At 59.5% G+C, this 20,270-nt stretch carries 15 protein-coding genes, 1 tRNA gene and 1 pseudogene; 14 read left to right on the top strand and 3 right to left on the bottom strand.

Features of this window, described 5'->3' with window-relative positions; all coding sequences use genetic code 11:
* Positions 1–86 precede the first annotated feature (86 nt).
* From ACW9H9_RS21125 to ACW9H9_RS21115, 3 genes are all read left to right on the top strand, one after another.
* Positions 87–1,358: a YeaH/YhbH family protein gene (locus tag ACW9H9_RS21125; protein ID WP_457345082.1), complete on the top strand. Its 1,272-nt coding sequence runs from the start codon at positions 87–89 to the stop codon at positions 1,356–1,358.
* A complete protein-coding gene (locus ACW9H9_RS21120; RefSeq protein WP_457345081.1) occupies positions 1,355–2,917 on the top strand; it encodes a SpoVR family protein in 1,563 nt (520 codons plus the stop codon). Before ACW9H9_RS21125 ends, ACW9H9_RS21120 begins: the two co-directional genes overlap by 4 nt.
* A gap of 63 nt (positions 2,918–2,980) precedes the next feature.
* Positions 2,981–4,210, top strand: coding sequence for a multifunctional CCA addition/repair protein (locus ACW9H9_RS21115; protein ID WP_457345080.1), 1,230 nt, complete (start codon positions 2,981–2,983; stop codon positions 4,208–4,210).
* A gap of 9 nt (positions 4,211–4,219) precedes the next feature.
* On the opposite strand, the gene folK is transcribed toward ACW9H9_RS21115, so the two are convergent.
* On the bottom strand, positions 4,220–4,738 hold the full coding sequence (folK, locus tag ACW9H9_RS21110; protein ID WP_457345079.1) for a 2-amino-4-hydroxy-6-hydroxymethyldihydropteridine diphosphokinase: 519 nt from the start codon (positions 4,736–4,738) through the stop codon (positions 4,220–4,222).
* Positions 4,729–5,082, bottom strand: a complete 354-nt coding sequence (gene folB, locus ACW9H9_RS21105; protein ID WP_457345078.1) for a dihydroneopterin aldolase — start codon at positions 5,080–5,082, stop codon at positions 4,729–4,731. Before folB ends, folK begins: the two co-directional genes overlap by 10 nt.
* A 74-nt stretch (positions 5,083–5,156) precedes the next feature.
* Here folB and plsY point away from each other — a divergent pair, with 74 nt between their 5' ends.
* Positions 5,157–5,726: a glycerol-3-phosphate 1-O-acyltransferase PlsY gene (gene plsY / locus ACW9H9_RS21100; RefSeq protein ID WP_457345077.1), complete on the top strand. Its 570-nt coding sequence runs from the start codon at positions 5,157–5,159 to the stop codon at positions 5,724–5,726.
* 33 nt (positions 5,727–5,759) lie between these two features.
* Here plsY and tsaD read toward each other — a convergent pair whose 3' ends face one another.
* Positions 5,760–6,785 carry a tRNA (adenosine(37)-N6)-threonylcarbamoyltransferase complex transferase subunit TsaD gene (gene tsaD, locus ACW9H9_RS21095; RefSeq protein WP_457345076.1) on the bottom strand — a complete coding sequence of 342 codons (1,026 nt, stop codon included), beginning with the start codon at positions 6,783–6,785 and terminating at the stop codon, positions 5,760–5,762.
* 202 nt (positions 6,786–6,987) lie between these two features.
* On the opposite strand from tsaD, the gene rpsU reads away from it, so the two are divergent.
* The 10 genes and pseudogenes from rpsU to ACW9H9_RS21045 all read left to right on the top strand — a co-directional run bounded on the left by rpsU (position 6,988) and on the right by ACW9H9_RS21045 (position 20,212).
* Positions 6,988–7,203: a 30S ribosomal protein S21 gene (gene rpsU, locus ACW9H9_RS21090; RefSeq protein WP_002551877.1), complete on the top strand. Its 216-nt coding sequence runs from the start codon at positions 6,988–6,990 to the stop codon at positions 7,201–7,203.
* 444 nt (positions 7,204–7,647) lie between these two features.
* The gene (gene dnaG, locus ACW9H9_RS21085) at positions 7,648–9,621 is read left to right on the top strand and encodes a DNA primase (RefSeq protein ID WP_457345075.1); all 1,974 of its coding nucleotides are present in this window, start codon (positions 7,648–7,650) and stop codon (positions 9,619–9,621) included.
* A gap of 67 nt (positions 9,622–9,688) precedes the next feature.
* Positions 9,689–11,539 carry an RNA polymerase sigma factor RpoD gene (rpoD, locus tag ACW9H9_RS21080; RefSeq protein WP_457345074.1) on the top strand — a complete coding sequence of 617 codons (1,851 nt, stop codon included), beginning with the start codon at positions 9,689–9,691 and terminating at the stop codon, positions 11,537–11,539.
* A 117-nt stretch (positions 11,540–11,656) separates the two neighbouring features.
* Positions 11,657–15,400 (top strand): EAL domain-containing protein, encoded by a 3,744-nt coding sequence (locus ACW9H9_RS21075; RefSeq protein WP_457345073.1) that lies wholly within the window; start codon positions 11,657–11,659, stop codon positions 15,398–15,400.
* A gap of 15 nt (positions 15,401–15,415) precedes the next feature.
* Positions 15,416–15,492: transfer RNA gene (locus ACW9H9_RS21070), tRNA-Ile, on the top strand.
* Between the two features lie 125 nt (positions 15,493–15,617).
* Positions 15,618–16,664 (top strand): annotated as a pseudogene (locus tag ACW9H9_RS21065) (site-specific integrase); the annotation flags it as partial.
* Between the two features lie 107 nt (positions 16,665–16,771).
* On the top strand, positions 16,772–17,095 hold the full coding sequence (tnpA, locus tag ACW9H9_RS21060) for an IS66-like element accessory protein TnpA (protein ID WP_457345072.1): 324 nt from the start codon (positions 16,772–16,774) through the stop codon (positions 17,093–17,095).
* Positions 17,092–17,427 (top strand): IS66 family insertion sequence element accessory protein TnpB, encoded by a 336-nt coding sequence (gene tnpB, locus ACW9H9_RS21055; protein WP_457345071.1) that lies wholly within the window; start codon positions 17,092–17,094, stop codon positions 17,425–17,427. The genes tnpA and tnpB overlap by 4 nt, the downstream gene beginning before the upstream one ends.
* Before the next feature lie 61 nt (positions 17,428–17,488).
* The gene (tnpC, locus tag ACW9H9_RS21050) at positions 17,489–19,015 is read left to right on the top strand and encodes an IS66 family transposase (protein WP_457345114.1); all 1,527 of its coding nucleotides are present in this window, start codon (positions 17,489–17,491) and stop codon (positions 19,013–19,015) included.
* 657 nt (positions 19,016–19,672) lie between these two features.
* A complete protein-coding gene (locus ACW9H9_RS21045; protein ID WP_457345070.1) occupies positions 19,673–20,212 on the top strand; it encodes a plasmid mobilization protein in 540 nt (179 codons plus the stop codon).
* The last annotated feature ends 58 nt before the right edge of the window (positions 20,213–20,270 follow it).

Raw genomic sequence — 20,270 nt, 5'->3', positions numbered from 1 at the left:
TCTAGCTCCACGCTGCAAGGAAGAGCCGCGCAGGCTCTCACTTGCAGCGTGAGGCTTACGTCTTGAAGCTCCCCGGAGGGGCCCCCATGAGCTATGTGATTGATCGACGCCTCAATGGCAAGAACAAGAGCACGGTAAACCGCCAGCGTTTCCTGCGGCGTTACCGTGACCATATTAAAAAGGCCGTCGAAGAAGCCGTCAGCCGCCGCTCCATCACCGACATGGAGCATGGCGAGCAGATCAGCATTCCCGGCCGGGACATCGACGAGCCGGTGCTGCACCACGGTCGTGGCGGCAAGCAAACGGTCGTGCACCCGGGCAACAAGGAGTTCACCAGCGGCGAACATATCCAGCGCCCCCAAGGCGGCGCGGGCGGTAAAGGCCCTGGCAAGGCCGGCAATTCCGGCGAGGGCATGGACGAGTTCGTGTTCCAGATCACCCAGGAGGAATTCCTGGAGTTCATGTTCGAGGACCTGGAACTGCCCAACCTGGTCAAACGCAACCTCACCGGCATCGAAACCTTCAAGACGGTGCGGGCCGGGATCAGCAACGAGGGCAACCCGTCGCGGATCAACATCATCCGCACCCTGCGCTCAGCCCATGCAAGGCGGATCGCCCTGACGGGCAGCAGCCGCGCCAAACTGAAGATCGCCAAGGAAGAACTGGCGCGATTGAAGCGCGAAGAACCGGACAACTTCGGCGATATCCAGGAAATCGAAGCAGAAATAGAAAAGCTCAGCGCACGGATTCATCGCGTGCCATTCCTGGACACGTTCGATCTCAAGTACAACCTGCTGGTCAAGCACCCCAAGCCCAGCTCCAAGGCGGTGATGTTCTGCCTGATGGACGTGTCCGGCTCCATGACCCAGGCGACCAAGGACATCGCCAAGCGCTTCTTTATCTTGCTGTACCTGTTTTTGAAGCGGAACTACGACAAGATCGACGTGGTGTTCATCCGCCATCACACCAGCGCCCGGGAAGTCGACGAGGAAGAGTTTTTCTACTCGCGGGAAACCGGCGGCACCATCGTGTCCAGCGCCCTGAAGCTGATGCAGGAGATCATGGCCGCCCGCTACCCAGCCAATGAATGGAACATCTACGCAGCGCAGGCTTCCGATGGCGACAACTGGAACGACGACTCGCCCATCTGCCGCGACATCCTGATCAACCAGATCATGCCGTTCGTCCAGTACTACACCTACGTGGAAATCACCCCCCGCGAGCACCAGGCCCTGTGGTTTGAATACGAGCGCATCAGCGAAGCGTTCGCCGACACCTTCGCCCAGCAACAACTGGTTTCGGCCGGTGATATCTACCCGGTCTTCCGTGAACTCTTCCAGCGCAGGTTAGTGTCATGACTGCCAAAGCGCATAAGCGCCAACCCCTCTCCACAGGGTCCGAATGGACCTTTGAACTGATCCAGGCCTATGACCGGGAAATCAGCCGTATCGCGGCCGGTTATGCCCTGGACACCTACCCCAACCAGATCGAAGTGATCACCGCCGAGCAAATGATGGACGCCTACGCCTCGGTGGGCATGCCGCTGGGCTATCACCACTGGTCCTACGGCAAACACTTCCTCAGCACCGAAAAGTCCTACAGTCGTGGCCAGATGGGCCTGGCGTACGAGATCGTGATCAACTCCGACCCGTGCATCGCCTACCTGATGGAAGAAAACACCATCTGCATGCAGGCACTGGTGGTGGCCCACGCCTGCTACGGGCACAACAGTTTCTTCAAGGGCAACTACCTGTTTCGCACCTGGACCGACGCCAGTTCGATCATTGATTACCTGGTGTTCGCCAAGCAGTACATCATGCAATGCGAGGAACGCCACGGCATCGACGCGGTGGAGGACCTGCTCGACTCCTGCCATGCGCTGATGAACTACGGCGTGGACCGTTACAAGCGCCCCTACCCCATCTCCGCCGAGGAGGAACGGCTGCGCCAGAAGGATCGCGAAGAGCACCTGCAGAAACAGATCAACGACTTGTGGCGCACCATTCCCAAGCGCGCGGGTAAAAACAGCGATAAAGACAACGCGCGCTTTCCGGCAGAGCCGCAGGAAAACATCCTGTACTTCATCGAGAAACATGCACCGCTGCTGGAGCCGTGGCAGCGCGAAATCGTGCGCATCGTGCGCAAGATCGCGCAGTACTTTTACCCACAGCGCCAGACCCAGGTGATGAACGAAGGCTGGGCCACGTTCTGGCACTACACCCTGATGAACGACCTGTATGACGAGGGCCTGGTGACGGATGGCTTCATGATGGAGTTCCTCACCTCACACACCAGTGTGGTTTTCCAGCCGGGCTTCGACAGCCCCTACTACAGCGGCATCAACCCGTATGCGCTGGGTTTTGCCATGTACCGCGACATCCGGCGCATGTGCGAAAACCCGACCGACGAAGACCGCCGCTGGTTCCCCGACATTGCCGGAAGCGACTGGCTGTCAACCATCAAGTTCGCCATGAGCAGCTTCAAGGACGAAAGCTTCATCCTGCAGTACCTGTCCCCCCAGGTGATTCGCGACTTGAAGCTGTTCAGCATCATGGACGACGACCTCAAGGACGACTTGCTGGTGCCCGCCATCCATGACGAAGATGGCTACCGCACCATCCGCGAAACCCTGGCCGCCCAGTACAACCTGGGCAATCGCGAACCCAATGTGCAGATCTACAGCATCGACGTGCGCGGCGACCGCTCGCTGACCCTGCGCCACCAACAGCACAACCGCAAACCCTTGGGAGAGTCCACCGACGAGGTCCTCAAGCACCTGCATCGGCTGTGGGGGTTCGACATCCACCTCGAAACCCTGCAAGGCGACCAGGTGATGAAAACCCACCATGTGCCGCCGCGCACCGAGCACGGTGACGGCGATTACGGTCGCCTGGACCTGGCCGTCGTCCACCTGTGACACGACGAAGCCTCCATTGGCGGGTCGCAGGCGTTATCCTGTACCGCTAACGGAGGCTTTTTCATGCACATCTACAAAGTCGGCGGGGCGGTACGTGATCGCCTGCTGGGCATTCCCGTCACCGATATCGACCGCGTCGTGGTCGGCGCCACCACCGAGCAAATGCTCGCCAAGGGCTTCAAGCCGGTCGGCGCGGATTTCCCCGTGTTCCTGGACCCGAAAAACGGCGACGAATACGCCTTGGCCCGCACCGAGCGCAAGAGCGGCCGGGGTTATGGCGGCTTTGTGTTTCACGCCAGCCCCGAGGTGACACTGGAAGAAGACCTGATCCGCCGCGACCTGACCATCAACGCGATGGCCGAAGACGACGACGGAAACATTACCGACCCCTATCACGGCAGGCGCGACCTTGAAGCACGCCTATTGCGGCACGTTTCCCCCGCGTTCGCCGAAGATCCGCTGCGAGTGCTGCGCGTGGCCCGTTTTGCGGCCCGCTATGCGGGGATGGGATTTACCGTCGCGCCGCAAACCCAGGCACTGATGCGCGAACTGAGCGAATCCGGCGAGCTGGAAGCCTTGACGCCTGAGCGCAGTTGGAAAGAAATTTCCCGCGCCTTGATGGAAGATCAGCCACAGGTCTTTATCCAGACGCTGCGCGATTGTGGCGCACTCAAGACCCTGATACCGGAAGTGGACGCCCTATTCGGGGTGCCGCAACCGCCTGCCCACCACCCCGAAATCGACACCGGCGTGCACACCCTGAGCGTGCTGGAACAGGCTGCCCTCCACCGCCAGCCCTTGACCGTACGCTGGGCTTGCCTGCTGCACGACCTGGGCAAGGGCGTCACGCCTGTGGATAAGTTGCCGCAGCACATTGCCCATGAACATCGCGGCCTGAAGCTGATCAAAGCCGTCAACGAACGCTTCAAAGTGCCGCGGGACTGCCAGGAGCTGGCGTTGCTGGTGGGCGAATATCACACCCACGGCCACCGGGCGCTAGAGCTCAAAGCCTCGACATTGCTGGAGTTGCTGCAAAGTTTCGACGCGTACCGTCGCCCGCAGCGCTTTGAAGAATTTATCGTCGCCTGCGAAATGGACGCCCGAGGCCGCAAAGGCCTGGAGCAGCGAAGTTATCCACAGGCGGATTATTTACGCGGCGCGGCGCAAACGGCCCGTGAGGTGGCGGTTGCCCCGCTGCTGGAAAAAGGCTTTAAAGGCCCCGCGCTGGGAGAAGCGCTTAAACGCGAACGCCTCAATGCACTGAAAGCCTACAAGGCGCAACGCGCCTCGTAGGCAGGCGGGTTACAGCAGCTCGGCGGGCGTCAGCGGCTGCGCCCGCCACTGGAAAGCCACAGGCGCCAAGACCTGATCGATCGGTGTATCGCGCCACAGCGCCGCAAACGTCTTGCCGGCTTGTGGGTGTACCCGCTCGGGCGCCATCAACGACAGTGGCCACAGCACAAAGGCGTTCTTCAGGATCTCGGCACGCGGCAGGATCAGCCCGTCAAAATTGCCCACCAGATCGCCATACAGCAACACGTCGATATCCAGCGGCAAGCCCTTGCGGTTTGGGGCATAGCGGCCATTGTCGGCTTCGATGAATTTCAGTCGACGGTCCAGCTCCAGCAACGGCAAGTCGGTAGACGCCGACACCACCAGGTTGAAGAACGGGCCACTTTTGATGCCCACCGGCTGGCTCTCGAAGACCGGCGAGCAGCGCATGTCCGTCAGGAAGCCCGACAGGGCATCCAGGCCCGCGCACAGATGGACCTCGCGCTCGATATTGCTGCCCAGGCCCAGGTAAATCCGCGTTAGCGACATCCGCGCTCGATCTCCACGCCCACGCCTTTGGCCGCCGCAACGGCGCCGGGCTTGGTCAGTTTGAGGTGCAGCCAGGGAATCTGGAACTCGCTCATCAGCACCTCGGCCAGGCGCTCGGCGAACGTTTCCACCAATTGGAACTGCGCCTGCTCGGCAAAGGCCTGGATGCGCGTGGACACACTGGCGTAGTCCAGCGCCAGGGTCAGGTCGTCACCGGCGGCGGCCGGGCGGTTGTCCCAGGCGAAACTCAGGTCCAGGCGCAGGCATTGCCGGATGCCCCGCTCCCAGTCGTAGGCCCCGATTACGGTGTCAACTTCAAGGCCTTCGATAAACACTCTGTCCAAGCACTCTTCTCCGCTGCACGACAAGGGCGCAATGCGCCGTTAGAATCAGGGCACCCTCGCCCGGAATAGTTAGCATGTTTTGGTTACTGGCGATTTTCGCCTACCTGCTCGGCTCTCTGTCCTTCGCCATTTTGCTCAGCCGCCTGACGGGAAACCCCGACCCGCGAATGAGTGGCTCGGGCAATGCCGGGGCCACCAATATGTTGCGCCTGGCGGGCAAAAAACTCGCCGTGCTTACGCTGTTCGGCGACGTGTGCAAGGGCCTGCTGCCCGTACTCATCGCCACGGCCTGCGGCCTTTCGCTGCAACAGCAGGCCTGGATTGGCGTCTGCGCCGTGCTCGGCCATTTGTTCCCGCTGTACTTTCGCTTTCGCGGCGGCAAAGGCGTTGCCACGGCCGCGGGCATGTTGCTGGGCATTTATCCGCCAGCCGCGCTGTTGGCCATACTGGCGTGGCTGCTGACGTTCTACCTGACCCGCACCAGCTCACTGGCCGCGTTGATCGCCACACCGCTGACCCTGCCATTACTGGCCTGGCAAGAACCGGCGGCGCTGGTGCCGATGAGCGTATTGACGCTGCTGATCGTCTGGCGCCACCGGGGCAATTTACGCGACCTGTTTGCCGGGCGCGAACGGCATTTTTAAATACCCCGGACGCACCCGGCTCACACGCGTTGATTACAACGCCGACAACTGCTCCATCGGCCAGCGCGCCTGCACGCTGATCGCCAGGCTTTCCTGCTGCCCGGCCTTGAGCCGCTGGCAACCGGCGTAGGCGATCATGGCGCCGTTGTCGGTGCAGAATTCGGGGCGGGCGTAGAACACTTCGCCCTGCATATCGCCGAGCATTTTTTCCAGCGACAGACGCAATGCTTTGTTCGCACTCACGCCACCTGCGATCACTAGGCGCTTCATACCGGCCTGTTTCAGGGCGCGCTTGCACTTGATGGTCAAAGTCTCCACCACGGCCTGCTGGAACGCCAGAGCGATGTCGCAACGGGCTTGCTCGCTGTCGTCTGCGGCACTGACGCACTGTTGCCAGGTCGTCAGGGCGGCGGTTTTCAGGCCGCTGAAGCTGAACATCAAGCCAGGCCGGTCACACATCGGACGCGGGAAGGTAAAACGCCCTTCAACGCCGCTGTTGGCCAGCCGCGCGATTTCCGGGCCTCCGGGGTAATTGAGCCCCATCATTTTTGCGGTCTTGTCGAACGCTTCGCCCGCCGCGTCGTCCAGGCTCTCGCCCAGCAACGTGTACTGACCGATGCCGTCGACCTGAACCAGTTGCGTATGCCCACCCGACACCAACAAAGCGACGAACGGAAACTGAGGCGGGTTTGCTTCCAGCATAGGTGCCAGTAAATGGCCTTCCATGTGGTGCACGCCCAGCGCGGGAATGTCCCAGGCAAAGGCCAGCGCCTGCGCGCACGAGGCGCCCACCAGCAGCGCACCGACCAGCCCCGGGCCCGCGGTGTAGGCAATGGCGTCGATCTCGGTCGGCACGCAGCCGGACTGGTCCAGCACCTGGCGGATCAACGGCAGCATGCGCTTGACGTGATCGCGGCTGGCCAGCTCCGGCACCACGCCGCCGTAGGCGCGGTGCAGGTCGATCTGGCTGAACAGCGCATCGCCCAGCAGCCCGCGCTCACTGTCGTAAAGTGCGACGCCGGTTTCGTCGCAGGAGGTTTCTAATCCCAGTACTAACATGGGTTTGCGCCTTGTAGAGGCTGAATTCGAAGGCGCGCATAATAGTCGTCGCTCTCCCTTCCGACTAGCGGTTTTCGATCAGAGGCTTTGCATTCCTGCCAATGAGGGGTTAACATCCGCAACCCTTAAAAACCGACGACCTCAGCCGCGAATTTTTTGCGACGAGAACGTTGATCCCGGTAATGAATGAAGGTAGCTCTGGATGCCAGCCGTCAAAGTTAAAGAGAACGAACCCTTCGACGTAGCTCTGCGTCGTTTCAAGCGCTCCTGCGAAAAAGCCGGTGTTCTGGCTGAAGTTCGTAGCCGCGAATTTTACGAGAAGCCGACTTCCGAGCGTAAGCGCAAAGCAGCAGCAGCTGTTAAGCGTCACGCCAAGAAAGTTCAGCGCGAGCAGCGCCGCGCCGTTCGTCTGTACTAATACACAGACGTTCGTAGCAAGCTTCTGCCAAGCCCGGCCCTCAGCCGGGCTGTTGGCATTTGCGGATATCGCTTGATGCTTCACGTCAACGCCGCCCATGCGACCGCGACGAACTGCTTCACCACGTCAGACCTGGCTCTTTTGCCAGCGGTGCACGTCTCTTCTGACGAGCCTTACAAGGCTACTGACGAGCACACTTATTTTGTAAACAGGCGATCAACCCGGTCGACTGCGCCCACGACAGGCTTCCGCGACCACCTTGGGTCGACACCGGACTTGCAGGCAACCTGTTCACCCCGCCGAAGACTGATTGGTACTAACGTCAGTGGATGCTCGGCAGATACACTCCCTGACAGCCCAAGCAGACGATTGATGATCGAGCCGCCCCACAGGCGCGCCTGAACTTCACGGGCCTCATTGACACGCAGTGATGACGAGAACGCCATGGCCGGGCTAATTCCCCAGAGCTTTATTGACGACCTTCTGAACCGCACCGACATCGTCGATGTTGTCAGTTCGCGCGTGCAAATGAAAAAAGCCGGCAAGAACTACACCGCCTGCTGCCCGTTTCACAAGGAAAAGACCCCGTCATTCAGCGTCAGCCCCGACAAGCAGTTCTATTACTGCTTTGGTTGCGGCGCGGGCGGCAACGCCCTTGGCTTCATCATGGACCACGACAACCTGGACTTCCCCCAGGCTGTCGAGGAACTGGCAAAAGCCTGCGGCATGGAAGTGCCCCGCGAAGACAGCGGCCGCTCGCACAAACCGCGCCAGCCCACCGACTCGCCGCTGTACCCGCTGCTCACCGCCGCCGCCGAGTTTTATCGCCAAGCCCTCAAGGGCCATCCGCAGCGCCGCGCGGCCGTCGAATACCTCAAAGGTCGCGGCCTGACCGGCGAGATTGCCCGCGACTTCGGCCTGGGCTTTGCCCCGCCAGGCTGGGACAACCTCTACAAACACCTGAGCAGCGACACACTCCAGCAAAAGGCCATGATCGACGCCGGCCTGCTGGTGGAAAATGCCGAAACCGGCAAACGCTACGATCGCTTCCGCGACCGGGTCATGTTCCCGATCCGCGACAGCCGCGGCCGCATCATTGCCTTTGGTGGCCGGGTTTTGGGGGACGACAAACCCAAATACCTGAACTCGCCGGAAACCCCGGTGTTTCACAAGGGCCAGGAACTCTACGGGCTGTTTGAGGCCCGCAAGCACAACCGCAACCTCGACGAGATCATCGTGGTCGAGGGCTACATGGACGTGATCGCCCTGGCCCAGCAAGGCCTGCGCAACGCCGTGGCCACCCTGGGCACCGCCACCAGCGAAGAGCACTTGAAACGCCTGTTTCGCGTGGTGCCCAGCGTATTGTTCTGCTTTGACGGCGACCAGGCAGGCCGCAACGCCGCCTGGCGCGCGCTTGAGTCCACGCTGTCGAGCCTGCAGGACGGGCGCCGCGCCCGCTTCCTGTTTTTGCCCGAAGGCGAGGACCCGGACACCCTGGTGCGCTCCGAAGGCACTGACGCCTTCCGCGCCCGCATTCATCAGCACACGCAGCCGCTGGCCGATTATTTCTTCCAGCAGTTGACCGAAGAAGCCGACCCGCGCTCGCTTGAAGGCAAGGCGCACATGGCCACGCTCGCCGCGCCGCTGATCGACAGGATCCCCGGCGCCAACCTCAAGGCCCTGATGCGCCAGCGCCTGCTGGAAATCACCGGCCTGAGCGGCGAAGCGGTCAGCCAGCTGGCACACAGCGCACCTCAGCACGCGCAACCGGCGTACGACCCGGGCATCGACTACGATGCCATGCCGGACTACTCGGACTTTCACCAACCGCAGGACGCCTACGCCCCCCAACAGCAAGAGTGGGCCCCGAAGAAATCTGGCGCTGGCGGCAAGAAATGGGATAAGAAACCCTGGAACAAAAACGGCAAGCGCGGTGATCGCGACGAGCCCTATGCACCCCGCACCCCCGTCGCGGTGGAGGCGCCCACGCTGATTGCGTTGCGCACGCTCATTCACTACCCGCAACTGGCGGGCAAGGTCGAGAGTGCCGATCACTTTGCCAACGAGAGCAACACCTACGCTCAGGTGCTGATTGCCCTGATCGAGGCCGTGCAGAAAAATCCTAAGCTAAACTCCATTCAGCTCATGGCCAGGTGGCATGGCACCGAACAGGGGCGTCTTCTCAAAGCACTCGCGGAAAAGGAGTGGCTAATTGACGGAGATAACCTTGAACAACAGTTTTTAGACACCATTACTAGGTTATCCGCGGGTCAGCACACACAGACCCTTGACGACCTCATCAAAAAAGCAAGGCAGCCGGGCTTGTCGGCTGAAGAGCAGATTCAGATAGCAAAGCAGATGCGCGACCTCTTAAAACAGAACGTTTGCACATCAAACCCGACCTCAGCTGGCGTGTGAGGTCATAGCTCGGGTATAATCCTCGGCTTGTTTTTTGCCCGCCAAGACCTTCAGTGGATAGGGTGTTATGTCCGGAAAAGCGCAACAGCAGTCTCGTATCAAAGAGTTGATCACCCTTGGTCGTGAGCAGAAGTATCTGACTTACGCAGAGGTCAACGACCACCTGCCTGAGGATATTTCAGATCCAGAGCAGGTGGAAGACATCATCCGCATGATTAACGACATGGGGATCCCCGTACACGAGAGTGCTCCGGATGCGGACGCCCTTATGTTGGCCGACGCCGATACCGACGAGGCAGCCGCTGAAGAAGCCGCTGCAGCGCTGGCAGCGGTAGAAACCGATATCGGCCGCACCACCGACCCCGTGCGCATGTACATGCGCGAAATGGGCACGGTCGAGCTGCTGACACGTGAAGGCGAAATCGAAATCGCCAAGCGTATCGAAGAGGGCATCCGTGAGGTGATGAGCGCCATCGCGCACTTCCCCGGCACCGTTGACCACATTCTCTCCGAGTACACCCGCGTCACCTCCGAAGGCGGTCGCCTGTCCGACGTCCTGAGCGGTTATATCGACCCGGACGACGGCATTGCCCCGCCGGCGGCTGAAGTTCCGCCGCCGATCGACACAAAAACCGCGAAAGCGGACGACGATTCCGACGACGAAGACGGCGAATCCAGCGGCGATGACGAGGAAGAGGCCGAAAGCGGCCCGGACCCTATCGTGGCTGCCCAGCGTTTTGGTGCGGTTTCCGATCAAATGGAAATCACCCGCAAGGCCCTGAAAAAGCACGGTCGCAACAACAAGGCGGCCATCGCCGAGCTGTTGGCGCTGGCCGAGCTGTTCATGCCGATCAAGCTGGTACCCAAGCAATTCGAAGGCCTGGTCGAGCGCGTTCGCAGCGCCCTTGAGCGTCTGCGTGCTCAAGAACGCGCCATCATGCAGCTGTGCGTGCGTGATGCCCGTATGCCACGTGCCGACTTCCTGCGCCAGTTCCCGGGCAACGAAGTTGACGAAAGCTGGACCGACGCGCTGGCCAAAGGCAAAAGCAAATACGCTGAAGCCATTGCCCGCCTGCAACCGGACATCGTTCGCTGCCAGCAAAAGCTGACCGCGCTCGAAACCGAAACCGGTCTGACGATTGCCGAGATCAAGGACATCAACCGTCGCATGTCGATCGGTGAGGCCAAGGCCCGCCGCGCGAAGAAAGAGATGGTGGAAGCCAACTTGCGTCTGGTGATCTCCATCGCCAAGAAATACACCAACCGTGGCCTGCAATTCCTCGACCTGATCCAGGAAGGCAACATCGGCTTGATGAAGGCGGTGGACAAGTTCGAATACCGTCGCGGCTACAAGTTCTCGACCTATGCCACCTGGTGGATCCGTCAAGCGATCACTCGCTCGATCGCCGACCAGGCCCGCACCATCCGTATTCCGGTGCACATGATCGAGACCATCAACAAGCTCAACCGTATTTCCCGGCAGATGCTGCAGGAAATGGGTCGTGAACCGACCCCGGAAGAGCTGGGTGAACGCATGGAAATGCCTGAGGACAAGATCCGCAAGGTATTGAAGATCGCCAAAGAGCCGATCTCCATGGAAACCCCGATCGGTGATGACGAAGACTCCCACCTGGGCGACTTCATCGAAGACTCGACCATGCAGTCGCCTATCGATGTCGCCACTGTTGAGAGCCTCAAGGAAGCGACTCGCGACGTACTGTCCGGCCTCACTGCCCGTGAAGCCAAGGTACTGCGTATGCGTTTCGGCATCGACATGAATACCGACCACACCCTTGAGGAAGTCGGCAAACAGTTCGATGTGACCCGTGAGCGGATCCGCCAGATCGAAGCCAAGGCGTTGCGCAAGCTGCGCCACCCGACGAGAAGCGAGCACCTGCGCTCCTTCCTCGACGAGTGACCACAAAACCCCCGGCCCAGCCGGGGGTTTTGCTTTCTACCGTTTGAATCCCCCGCCTTTCCTCCCCCGCATTGCCGTCTACACTCGAAACATTCCCCGTGCCATAACGAGACCGTTATGCCCAGATTGTCGACCGTGTGGCTGCTGTCGCTCATAACCTGGACCGCAACGGCTGGCGCGTTGACTCTCACCCCTGAAGAGCGTGGCTGGTTGGCGGACCACCCAGAACTGCGCCTGGGCGTCGACGCCTCGTGGCCGCCCTTTGAATACCGTGACGAAAAAGGCCACTACCAGGGCCTGGCCGCCGATTACGTGCGCCTGATGCAGGATCGCCTGGGCGTGAGGATCACCCTCATAGAGCCGGCAAACTGGAACGCGGTGCTGGACCAGGCCAGGCACAACCAGATCGACCTGTTGCCCGGCATCATGTCCACCCCCGAGCGCCAGAGTTTTTTGGCGTTTACCCGGCCCTACCTCGACTTCCCGATAGTGATCCTCGCCCACGAAGGCGGTGCCCAACCCCGCACGCTCAAAGACTTGTACGGGCTCAAAGTGGCGGTAGTGGAAAACTACGCCCCCCACGAACTGCTGCGTACCCACCACCCGGATCTCAACCTCGTCGCCCTGCCCAACGTGAGCTCGACCCTGCAGGCCCTGGCCACCGACGAAGTAGACGCAGTGGTCGGCGACCTCGCCTCCAGCGTGTGGAGCTTGCGCCAGCTCAAGCTCGACGGCCTTTACGTCAGCGGCGAAACGCCCTACCGCTACCAGTTGGCCATGGGCGTCCCCCGAGACAACAAGATGCTGGTGAGCATCATCGACAAAGTCCTGGCCGACCTGAGCCCCACCGAAACCGAGGCCATCCAGCAGCGCTGGGTCGGCAACGTCATCGATCACCGCACAATCTGGACCGACTTGCTGCTGTACGGCCTGCCTGCGGTGCTGCTGTTGAGCACCGTGTTAGCCATTGTTATTCGGATCAATCGCAGGCTCAGTTCGGAAATTTCCCGCAGGGTCGCCCTCGAACAGGAACTGCGCAGCAGCGAATACCATTACCGTGGCCTGGTGGAGAGCCTGTCCGCCATTGCCTGGGAAGCCAACGTCAGCGATTTCACCTACAGCTACGTGTCGCCGCATGCCGAAGAACTGCTGGGCTACCCGCGCGCCCACTGGCTGATCCCGGGCTTCTGGCGCAACATCATCCACCCCGCCGACCTGACCCGCGCCGAAGCCTACTGCTACCGCGAAACCCGCGCCAACCGCGACCATAGCCTGGACTACCGCGTCATCACCGCCGACGGTCGGTGCCTGTGGGTACGCGACATCGTCAGCCTGATTGAACACGGCCATGAGCCCGTTCTGCGCGGCCTGATGATCGATATCAGCGAGGCCAAGCGCACCGAAGAGGCCCTGCAACTCTCGGAGCAAAAATTTGCCTCGGTGTTCCAGCAATGCCCGGACATTCTGGTTATCGCCCGCCTGTCCGACGGCTGCCTGCTGGAGGTCAACAAGGCCTTTGAGGATCAAATAGGCCTGAGCGCCGACGACGTCATCGGCAAGACCGCGTCCGAGTTGAACATATGGGGCATCCAGGGCGTAGGCCCGAGGTTGTTGCAACGGATACAGACCACCAGCGTGCGCAACCTGGAAATGCCGTTCCTGCGCAGCAACGGCCAGGCCTTTACCGGGCTGATTTCCGCCGAGCCGTTTCAACTCGACACCACCGAAGCCCTGGTGGTTGTGGTGCGCGACATCACGCAGTTGAAGGAAACCCAGCAGCTGTTGCAGACCTCCGAAGAGAAATTCGCCAAAGCCTTTCACGCCTCCCCTGATGGCCTGTTGCTCAGCCGCCAGCGGGACGGGCTGCTGATGGAGGTCAATGAAGGCTTCAGCCGGCTGACCGGCTTTAACAGTGCCATGTCGCTCGACCAGTCCGCGCTGGACTTGGGTATCTGGGTCGACCTCAACGAGCGCAAGCACATGCTCGAGCTGATGCAGCGCGACGGGCTGGTGCGGGACTTTATCTGCCACATCCGCCGCAGCGACGGCCAGATTCGCCTGTGCGAAGTGTCCAGCCGCCCGCTGCCCATCGGCGAAGACGACTGCATGCTGACCATCGCCCGTGACATCACCGAGCGCCAGCTGATGCAGGAAAAACTGCAACAAGCCGCAACGGTATTTGAAAGCACGGCCGAAGGCGTGTTGATCACTGACATCCGGCAACACATCAGTGCGGTCAATCGTGCGTTCACCGAAATCACCGGCTACAGCGAAACCGAAGCCCTCGGCCAGACCCCGCGCCTGCTTGCTTCCGGCCAGCACGACAGCGCTTTCTACGCGGCCATGTGGCACCAACTGACCACCCATGGCCACTGGCAGGGCGAGATTTGCAACCGACGCAAGAACGGCGAGTTGTACCCCAGCTGGCTCACCATCAGCGCCGTGCGCAATCGCGAGCAATCGATCACGCATTTCGTTGCCGTATTTGCCGACATCTCCAGCCTCAAGCACGCCCAGGCACGCCTCGACTACCAGGCCCACCACGACCCTCTGACCGGCCTGCCCAACCGCACCCTGTTTGAAAGCCGCCTGCAGGCCTCGCTCAACAATCAACAAGAGACCGGCAGCCAGGGCGCCGTGCTGTTTCTCGACCTCGACCGCTTCAAACACATCAACGACAGCCTCGGCCACCCGATTGGCGACCTGCTGCTCAAGGACATCGCCGTACGCCTCAAGGAACAACTGCGTGACATCGACACCGTCGCCCGCCTGGGCGGCGACGAATTCATCATCTTGCTACCCGGCCTGCAACAAGCCAGCGACGCCGAAACCCTGGCCAATAAACTGCTGGCCTGCTTCGCGCCGCCCTTCCAGGCCGGCGAACACGAGTTCTTCATGACCGCCAGCATCGGCACAAGCTTTTACCCACAGGACGGCACCGACGTCGCCACGCTGGTCAAAAACGCCGACGCCGCCATGTACCGCTCCAAGGCCAAGGGCCGCAACCGGGTCGAAAGCTACACCCAGGACCTCACCGCCGAAGCCAACGAACGCGTGGCCCTGGAACACGAACTGCGCCGCGCCCTGGAGCGCAATGAATTGTCCCTCTACTACCAGGCCAAGCGCAGCCTGGACACCCACGAACTGATCGGCGCCGAAGCCCTGATCCGCTGGCACCACCCCACCTTTGGCGACGTCCCGCCCGAACACTTCATCGCCCTGGCCGAAGAAAACGGCATGATCCTGCAAATCGGTGACTGGGTCCTGGAACAGGCCTGCCAGCAACTGCAGGCCTGGCAAACCCACTTCCATGACTTCGGCCCGCTCTCGGTCAACCTGGCCGGCGCACAACTGCGCCACCCCAACCTACTGGCCCGCATCGAACAGCTGCTGCGCGACTACGAACTCGAACCCGGCTGCCTGCAACTGGAGATCACCGAAAACTTCATCATGAGCCAGGCCGAAGAAGCCCTGGAAGTGCTGCATCAGCTCAAACACCTGGGCGTACAACTGGCCATCGACGACTTCGGCACCGGCTATTCGTCCCTCAGCTACCTGAAGCGCCTGCCCCTGGACTTCCTGAAAATCGACCAATCCTTCGTCCGCGGCCTGCCCGACGACCCCCACGACGCCGCCATCGTGCGCGCCATCATCGCCTTGGGCCACAGCATGCAATTCACCATCATCGCCGAGGGCGTGGAGACAACCGCCCAACAAGCCTTCCTCGCCGCCGAAGGCTGTGAACAGATGCAAGGCTACATCGTCAGCCTGCCCCTGCCCGCCGAGTTATTCGCCGAGACATTCCTTCGCATGCGGGTTTCAGATTTTTCGGATAGCACAGCGAGGAATCCATCGCTATAATCCGCGGCCTACTGAGGGCCTATAGCTCAGTTGGTTAGAGCAGAGGACTCATAATCCTTTGGTCCACGGTTCGAGTCCGTGTGGGCCCACCAACTCCAAAGCCGCGCATTGCGCGGCTTTCGCGTTTCTGGCTGGTCCACCACAGATTCAGTCCTATGGTCCAAGGGTACAATTTAGGTACAGTGCTGGTTCGCCAGCCGCCTAGGAGACCCCTCTCATGGCTACTCTCGTCAAAACCCCTTCCGGCACATGGAAGGCGCTCATTCGTAAAAATGGCTGGCCCACTGTCGCCAAAACCTTTCGCACAAAACGTGATGCGGAGGACTGGTCGAGGCGTACCGAAGAAGAAATGGTGCGTGGCGTGTACATCCGGCGCAGCGGCTCCGAGAAAATGACGCTAGAGGCTGCACTCAAGCGCTATCTGAGCGACATAACCCCTACAAAGAAGCCCAGCACTCAACGTGGCGAAACCTCGAAAGCCAAGAAGCTGATCGAGCACTTGGGCAAATACTCCATGGCTGCCCTCTCCGCTGAAATCATCGCCGGCTATCGCGACAAGCGCCTGAACGAACCGAGCCGTGAGGGGACCATCAGCAACAACACCGTGCGCCTCGAACTTGCGCTGTTGAGCCACCTGTACACGGTAGCGATTCAGGAATGGGGTTTGGGTCTTACGTTCAACCCAGTGCTGAACATCCGAAAGCCAAGCCCTGGGGATGGTCGTGACCGAAGATTGTCTCCGGAGGAAGAACGCCTTCTGCTCGCGGCGGTGAATCGACACAGCAACCCTATGTTGGGCTGGATTGTGTGCATCGCTCTGGAAACGGGTATGCGCTCGTCAGAGATCTCATCCCTACGCCGCCCTCAAGTGGATTTGGCAAAGCGCGTCATACGTCTCTCAGACACAAAAAACGACGGCTCGCGCACCGTGCCTCTCAGCAAGCGTGCCACCGAAGTATTCAAAGCTGCGATGGATAATCCGGTGCGACCAATCGACTGCGATCTGGTGTTTTTTGGTGAGCCTGGAAAGGATGGGAAGCGTCGGCCGTATACCTTCACCAAGATTTGGGGACAGCTCAAGAAGAAGCTCGACCTACCTGACTTCAGGTTTCATGACCTGCGCCATGAAGCAGTAAGTCGGCTTGTCGAAGGTGGGTTATCGGATCAAGAGGTTTCTGCCATCAGTGGTCATAAGTCGATGCAGATGCTCAAAAGGTATACACATTTGAGAGCCGAAGATTTGGTCGGTAAATTGGACAACATCAAGAGTATGCGTCCGGCCAAGTCATCTACCCGACCCCACGAAGCCAGGACATGGTGTGCACTTAAATTTAAGTGGACACCAGTCCTAGCCTTTTAAGCGGGTATTTCATGCAGCCGACACGCCGTTCGTATTCCAAATCCTTCAAAGCCCGGGTCATTCAAGAGTGTGTTCAACCCGGCGCTTCGATTGCCAGCGTTGCCCTCAGCCATAGCCTCAACGCGAACCTCGTCCACAAATGGATTCGGGTGCAAGCGCAGAAAAGCACGGCGCTCCAACCTGCATTCATCCCGTTGCCTATACACGAAACAGTCCACGGATCTTCAGCGAATATCAGCATTAAGATTCTGCACCCGCGCGGCACCGTCAAAGTGAACTGGCCAACCGATAATGCTGCTGCCTGTGCCGCATTCCTTCGAGACCTTTTGCGATGATCCGCATCGACGCCATCTGGCTTGCCACCGAGCCCATGGACATGCGCGCCGGAACTGAAACGGCGCTGGCCAGAGTGATCGCGGTGTTCGGTGCGGCGAAGCCGGACTGCGCCTATCTGTTTGCCAATCGCCGCGCGACTCGGGTCAAGGTGCTGGTACACGATGGGGTTGGCGTCTGGCTGGCGGCACGCCGCTTGAACCAAGGCAAGTTTCACTGGCCAGGCATTCGACAAGGCAGCGAAATGCAGTTGGATACCGAACAACTTCAGGCCTTGGTACTCGGCCTACCTTGGCAACGTGTTGGCGCTGGCGGTGCAATCACGCTGCTTTAAAAACTGTAATTGAGGTCTCGGCTTGCTGTCGCATACGGTCTGCTTTGGTAAAATCCACGGCATGACTTCCTCGCCTAATCTCGATCAAATGACTCTCGACCAACTGCGTGCATTCGCTGCGCAGTTGCTGTCGCAAGTCGAGACCATGGGCAGGAAGATCAACCGCGATCAAACGGTGATCGAGAAGCTGACCCACGAGATCGCACAGCTCAAGCGTTTGAAGTTTGCCAAGCGTAGTGAGCAGATGAGTCCTGATCAGGCCAGCCTGCTTGATGACCTGATCGATACTGATATCGCGGCGATTGAGGCCGAGCTTCAGGCGTTGCAAATAGCACCTGCGGCGACCGGGGAAAAGCAAAAGCCCAAGCGCAGGGCATTGCCGGCAGAATTCCCTCGCACGTTGATCCATCACGAACCGGACAACACCCACTGCCTGTGCGGTTGCGCACTCAAGCGTATCGGTGAAGATGTCAGTGAAAAGCTGGACTACACGCCGGGCGTGTTTACCGTTGAGCGCCATGTTCGTGGCAAGTGGGTATGCGATGACTGCGAAACGCTGATCCAGGCGCCGGTGCCGGCGCAGGTCATCGACAAAGGCATCCCGACGGCCGGGTTACTTGCTCACGTCATGATTGCGAAGTTCGCTGACCATCTTCCGCTTTACCGTCAGGAATCGATTTTTGGTCGTGCCGGCTTGGCGATTCCACGCTCCACGTTGGCTCAGTGGGTTGGTATGACAGGCGTGCAGTTGCAGCTCCTGGTCGATGCCTTGCGGGACGTAGTGATCGGGCAACAGGTCATGCACGCGGATGAAACACCCGTGCAAATGCTTGCTCCAGGCTCGAAAAAAACTCACCGATCTTATGTTTGGGCGTACGCCACCAGCCAGTTCTGCGAGACAGCCGCTGTCGTCTACGACTTCAGCCCGAGCCGCGCTGGCGAGCATGCTCGTAACTTCCTTCAAGGCTGGAAAGGCAAGTTGGTCTGCGATGATTTTGGCGGTTACAAGGCCAGCTTTGAACTGGGCGTGACCGAGATCGGCTGCATGGCCCATGCCCGGCGCAAGTTCTTTGAGTTGCACGCAACCAACAAGAGCCAGATCGCCGAGCAGGCCCTGCACTACATCCAGCTGTTGTACGAAGTCGAGAGCGAAGTGCGTAACCTAGAGCCGGATTTGCGGCGCCGAATACGGCAAGAAAAAGCCGAACCGGTGATGGATAGGTTGCATGCCTGGATGATCGCGCAGCGTGATGTTGTACCCGAAGGGTCGGCTATCAGCAGAGCACTCGATTACAGCCTCAAACGCTGGGCAGCGCTGTCGCGCTACCTCGATGACGGGGCGGTTCCCATTGATAATAATTGGGCGGAAAACCAGATCCGACCATGGGCTCTGGGGCGCAAAAACTGGCTCTTCGCCGGGTCGCTACGCAGCGGAAAACGGGCTGCGGCGATCATGAGTTTGATCCAGTCAGCGCGGCTGAATGGCCATGATCCGTACGCCTATATAAAGGATGTTCTCACGCGGCTGCCGACGCAGCGGGCGAGCGAAATTGAGCAGTTGCTTCCGCATAAGTGGCAGCCGGTTTAATCACGCAAGGTGTGATGCCCGGACGCATACGCTACGCCTTCCTAAGCAACTAAAGAAAGGAGATCGCGCATGGATCGTTCAGCTCTTGGAGGACATTCCAAGGTATGACCATCAAATACTCCTTGATGAGCTTTCGGAGGCACTCAGATCTGGAAAAATTACGACAACACCACAGCGGTGGTTTTATGGATTGAAGAAAAACTATTTGAAGGGCAGCTTTTGCCCTCTCGCGAGGCCGAGCAAGTCGAAATCAATAACCGACCCAACCCTCATCACGCACAGCAACGAAAGACGATCAACAATGAGTCGTGAAAACAAACAAGAACACATAAACGCTTTGAAGTTATTGACTAGAAACATTGTACGACCTCAGTGATCACCGACGATTAGAGCCGCAAATCAAATCAACAGAACGACGATCCAAGCGCATGGAGACCTAATGCAGGATAGGCAAATCGTCGGGTTAGCGTATGACAAAGCACTCCCGTAGCAGCAGTTCTCTTGTTCATGAACAAGTACTGAGGCCCATGGAGATCTAGTGCAGGATAGGCGTTCGCCGGTAAATTGTGGTTCACTACCTGCATGATCAGTCGCTGATTTCGAAGAGGGATTCACATGCCGCGCAAAGCTAGTATCGGAGCCACAAGGGATAGTGCCGTGTACCGTGTACGTATACCGGCCGACCTGAAATCAGAATGGGAAACACACTGCGAGAAAAAAGGCAGCTCCCAGCACGGCATGATCCGAGCGCTAATGCGCTACGTCATTCAAGACGAAATGGCCCCTGACGTTCAGGATTGGATATCCGGACAAATCGCAGGAGAACCTGACGAAGGTCCGAAACAGCGGCTTGAGGTTCGACTCACACCGACTGAGTATCATGAGATCGTAGAGCGTTCAGAAGCCGAGGGATGCTCCCCTCAACGCTGGGTAATCAATTGCGTTCGCGCCAGCTTGACCAACCACCCTCAATTCACGATGCAGGCTACAAAAGCCCTGTGGGAGTCCACAGGACAGCTTCGCGCCATTGGGAGAAACCTGAACCAGATAGCAAAAAAACTGAATGAAGGCGTTGGTGAAGCACTTCCCGCGAAGGAAATAAAAAGCATTTCTGACTATATCTATGGCCATACCGAAGCGGTTTCCAAGCTCCAAGACGCAAGCTTGAGTCGATGGAAAATCATCTCCTCAAGCTAGATAAGGATCGTGTCCCTGGAAGTGGTGTAACTCATCATGGCCTTGGCCGCTGAGTTTG

This window comes from Pseudomonas sp. SDO5215_S409 (assembly GCF_054071325.1).
The sequence above is the reverse complement of the archived record's forward strand: the minus strand, read 5'-3'. Positions and strand labels throughout refer to the sequence as shown.

Excerpts from the sequence above, each read along its gene's own strand:
- ACW9H9_RS21125 (WP_457345082.1), top strand. The coding sequence starts at position 87 with ATGAGCTATGTGATTGATCGACGCCTCAATGGCAAGAACAAGAGCACG.
- ACW9H9_RS21120 (WP_457345081.1), top strand. The coding sequence starts at position 1,355 with ATGACTGCCAAAGCGCATAAGCGCCAACCCCTCTCCACAGGGTCCGAA.
- ACW9H9_RS21115 (WP_457345080.1), top strand. The coding sequence starts at position 2,981 with ATGCACATCTACAAAGTCGGCGGGGCGGTACGTGATCGCCTGCTGGGC.
- folK (WP_457345079.1), bottom strand. The coding sequence starts at position 4,738 with ATGTCGCTAACGCGGATTTACCTGGGCCTGGGCAGCAATATCGAGCGC.
- plsY (WP_457345077.1), top strand. The coding sequence starts at position 5,157 with ATGTTTTGGTTACTGGCGATTTTCGCCTACCTGCTCGGCTCTCTGTCC.
- tsaD (WP_457345076.1), bottom strand. The coding sequence starts at position 6,785 with ATGTTAGTACTGGGATTAGAAACCTCCTGCGACGAAACCGGCGTCGCA.
- rpsU (WP_002551877.1), top strand. The coding sequence starts at position 6,988 with ATGCCAGCCGTCAAAGTTAAAGAGAACGAACCCTTCGACGTAGCTCTG.
- dnaG (WP_457345075.1), top strand. The coding sequence starts at position 7,648 with ATGGCCGGGCTAATTCCCCAGAGCTTTATTGACGACCTTCTGAACCGC.
- rpoD (WP_457345074.1), top strand. The coding sequence starts at position 9,689 with ATGTCCGGAAAAGCGCAACAGCAGTCTCGTATCAAAGAGTTGATCACC.
- ACW9H9_RS21075 (WP_457345073.1), top strand. The coding sequence starts at position 11,657 with ATGCCCAGATTGTCGACCGTGTGGCTGCTGTCGCTCATAACCTGGACC.
- tnpA (WP_457345072.1), top strand. The coding sequence starts at position 16,772 with ATGCAGCCGACACGCCGTTCGTATTCCAAATCCTTCAAAGCCCGGGTC.
- tnpB (WP_457345071.1), top strand. The coding sequence starts at position 17,092 with ATGATCCGCATCGACGCCATCTGGCTTGCCACCGAGCCCATGGACATG.
- tnpC (WP_457345114.1), top strand. The coding sequence starts at position 17,489 with ATGACTTCCTCGCCTAATCTCGATCAAATGACTCTCGACCAACTGCGT.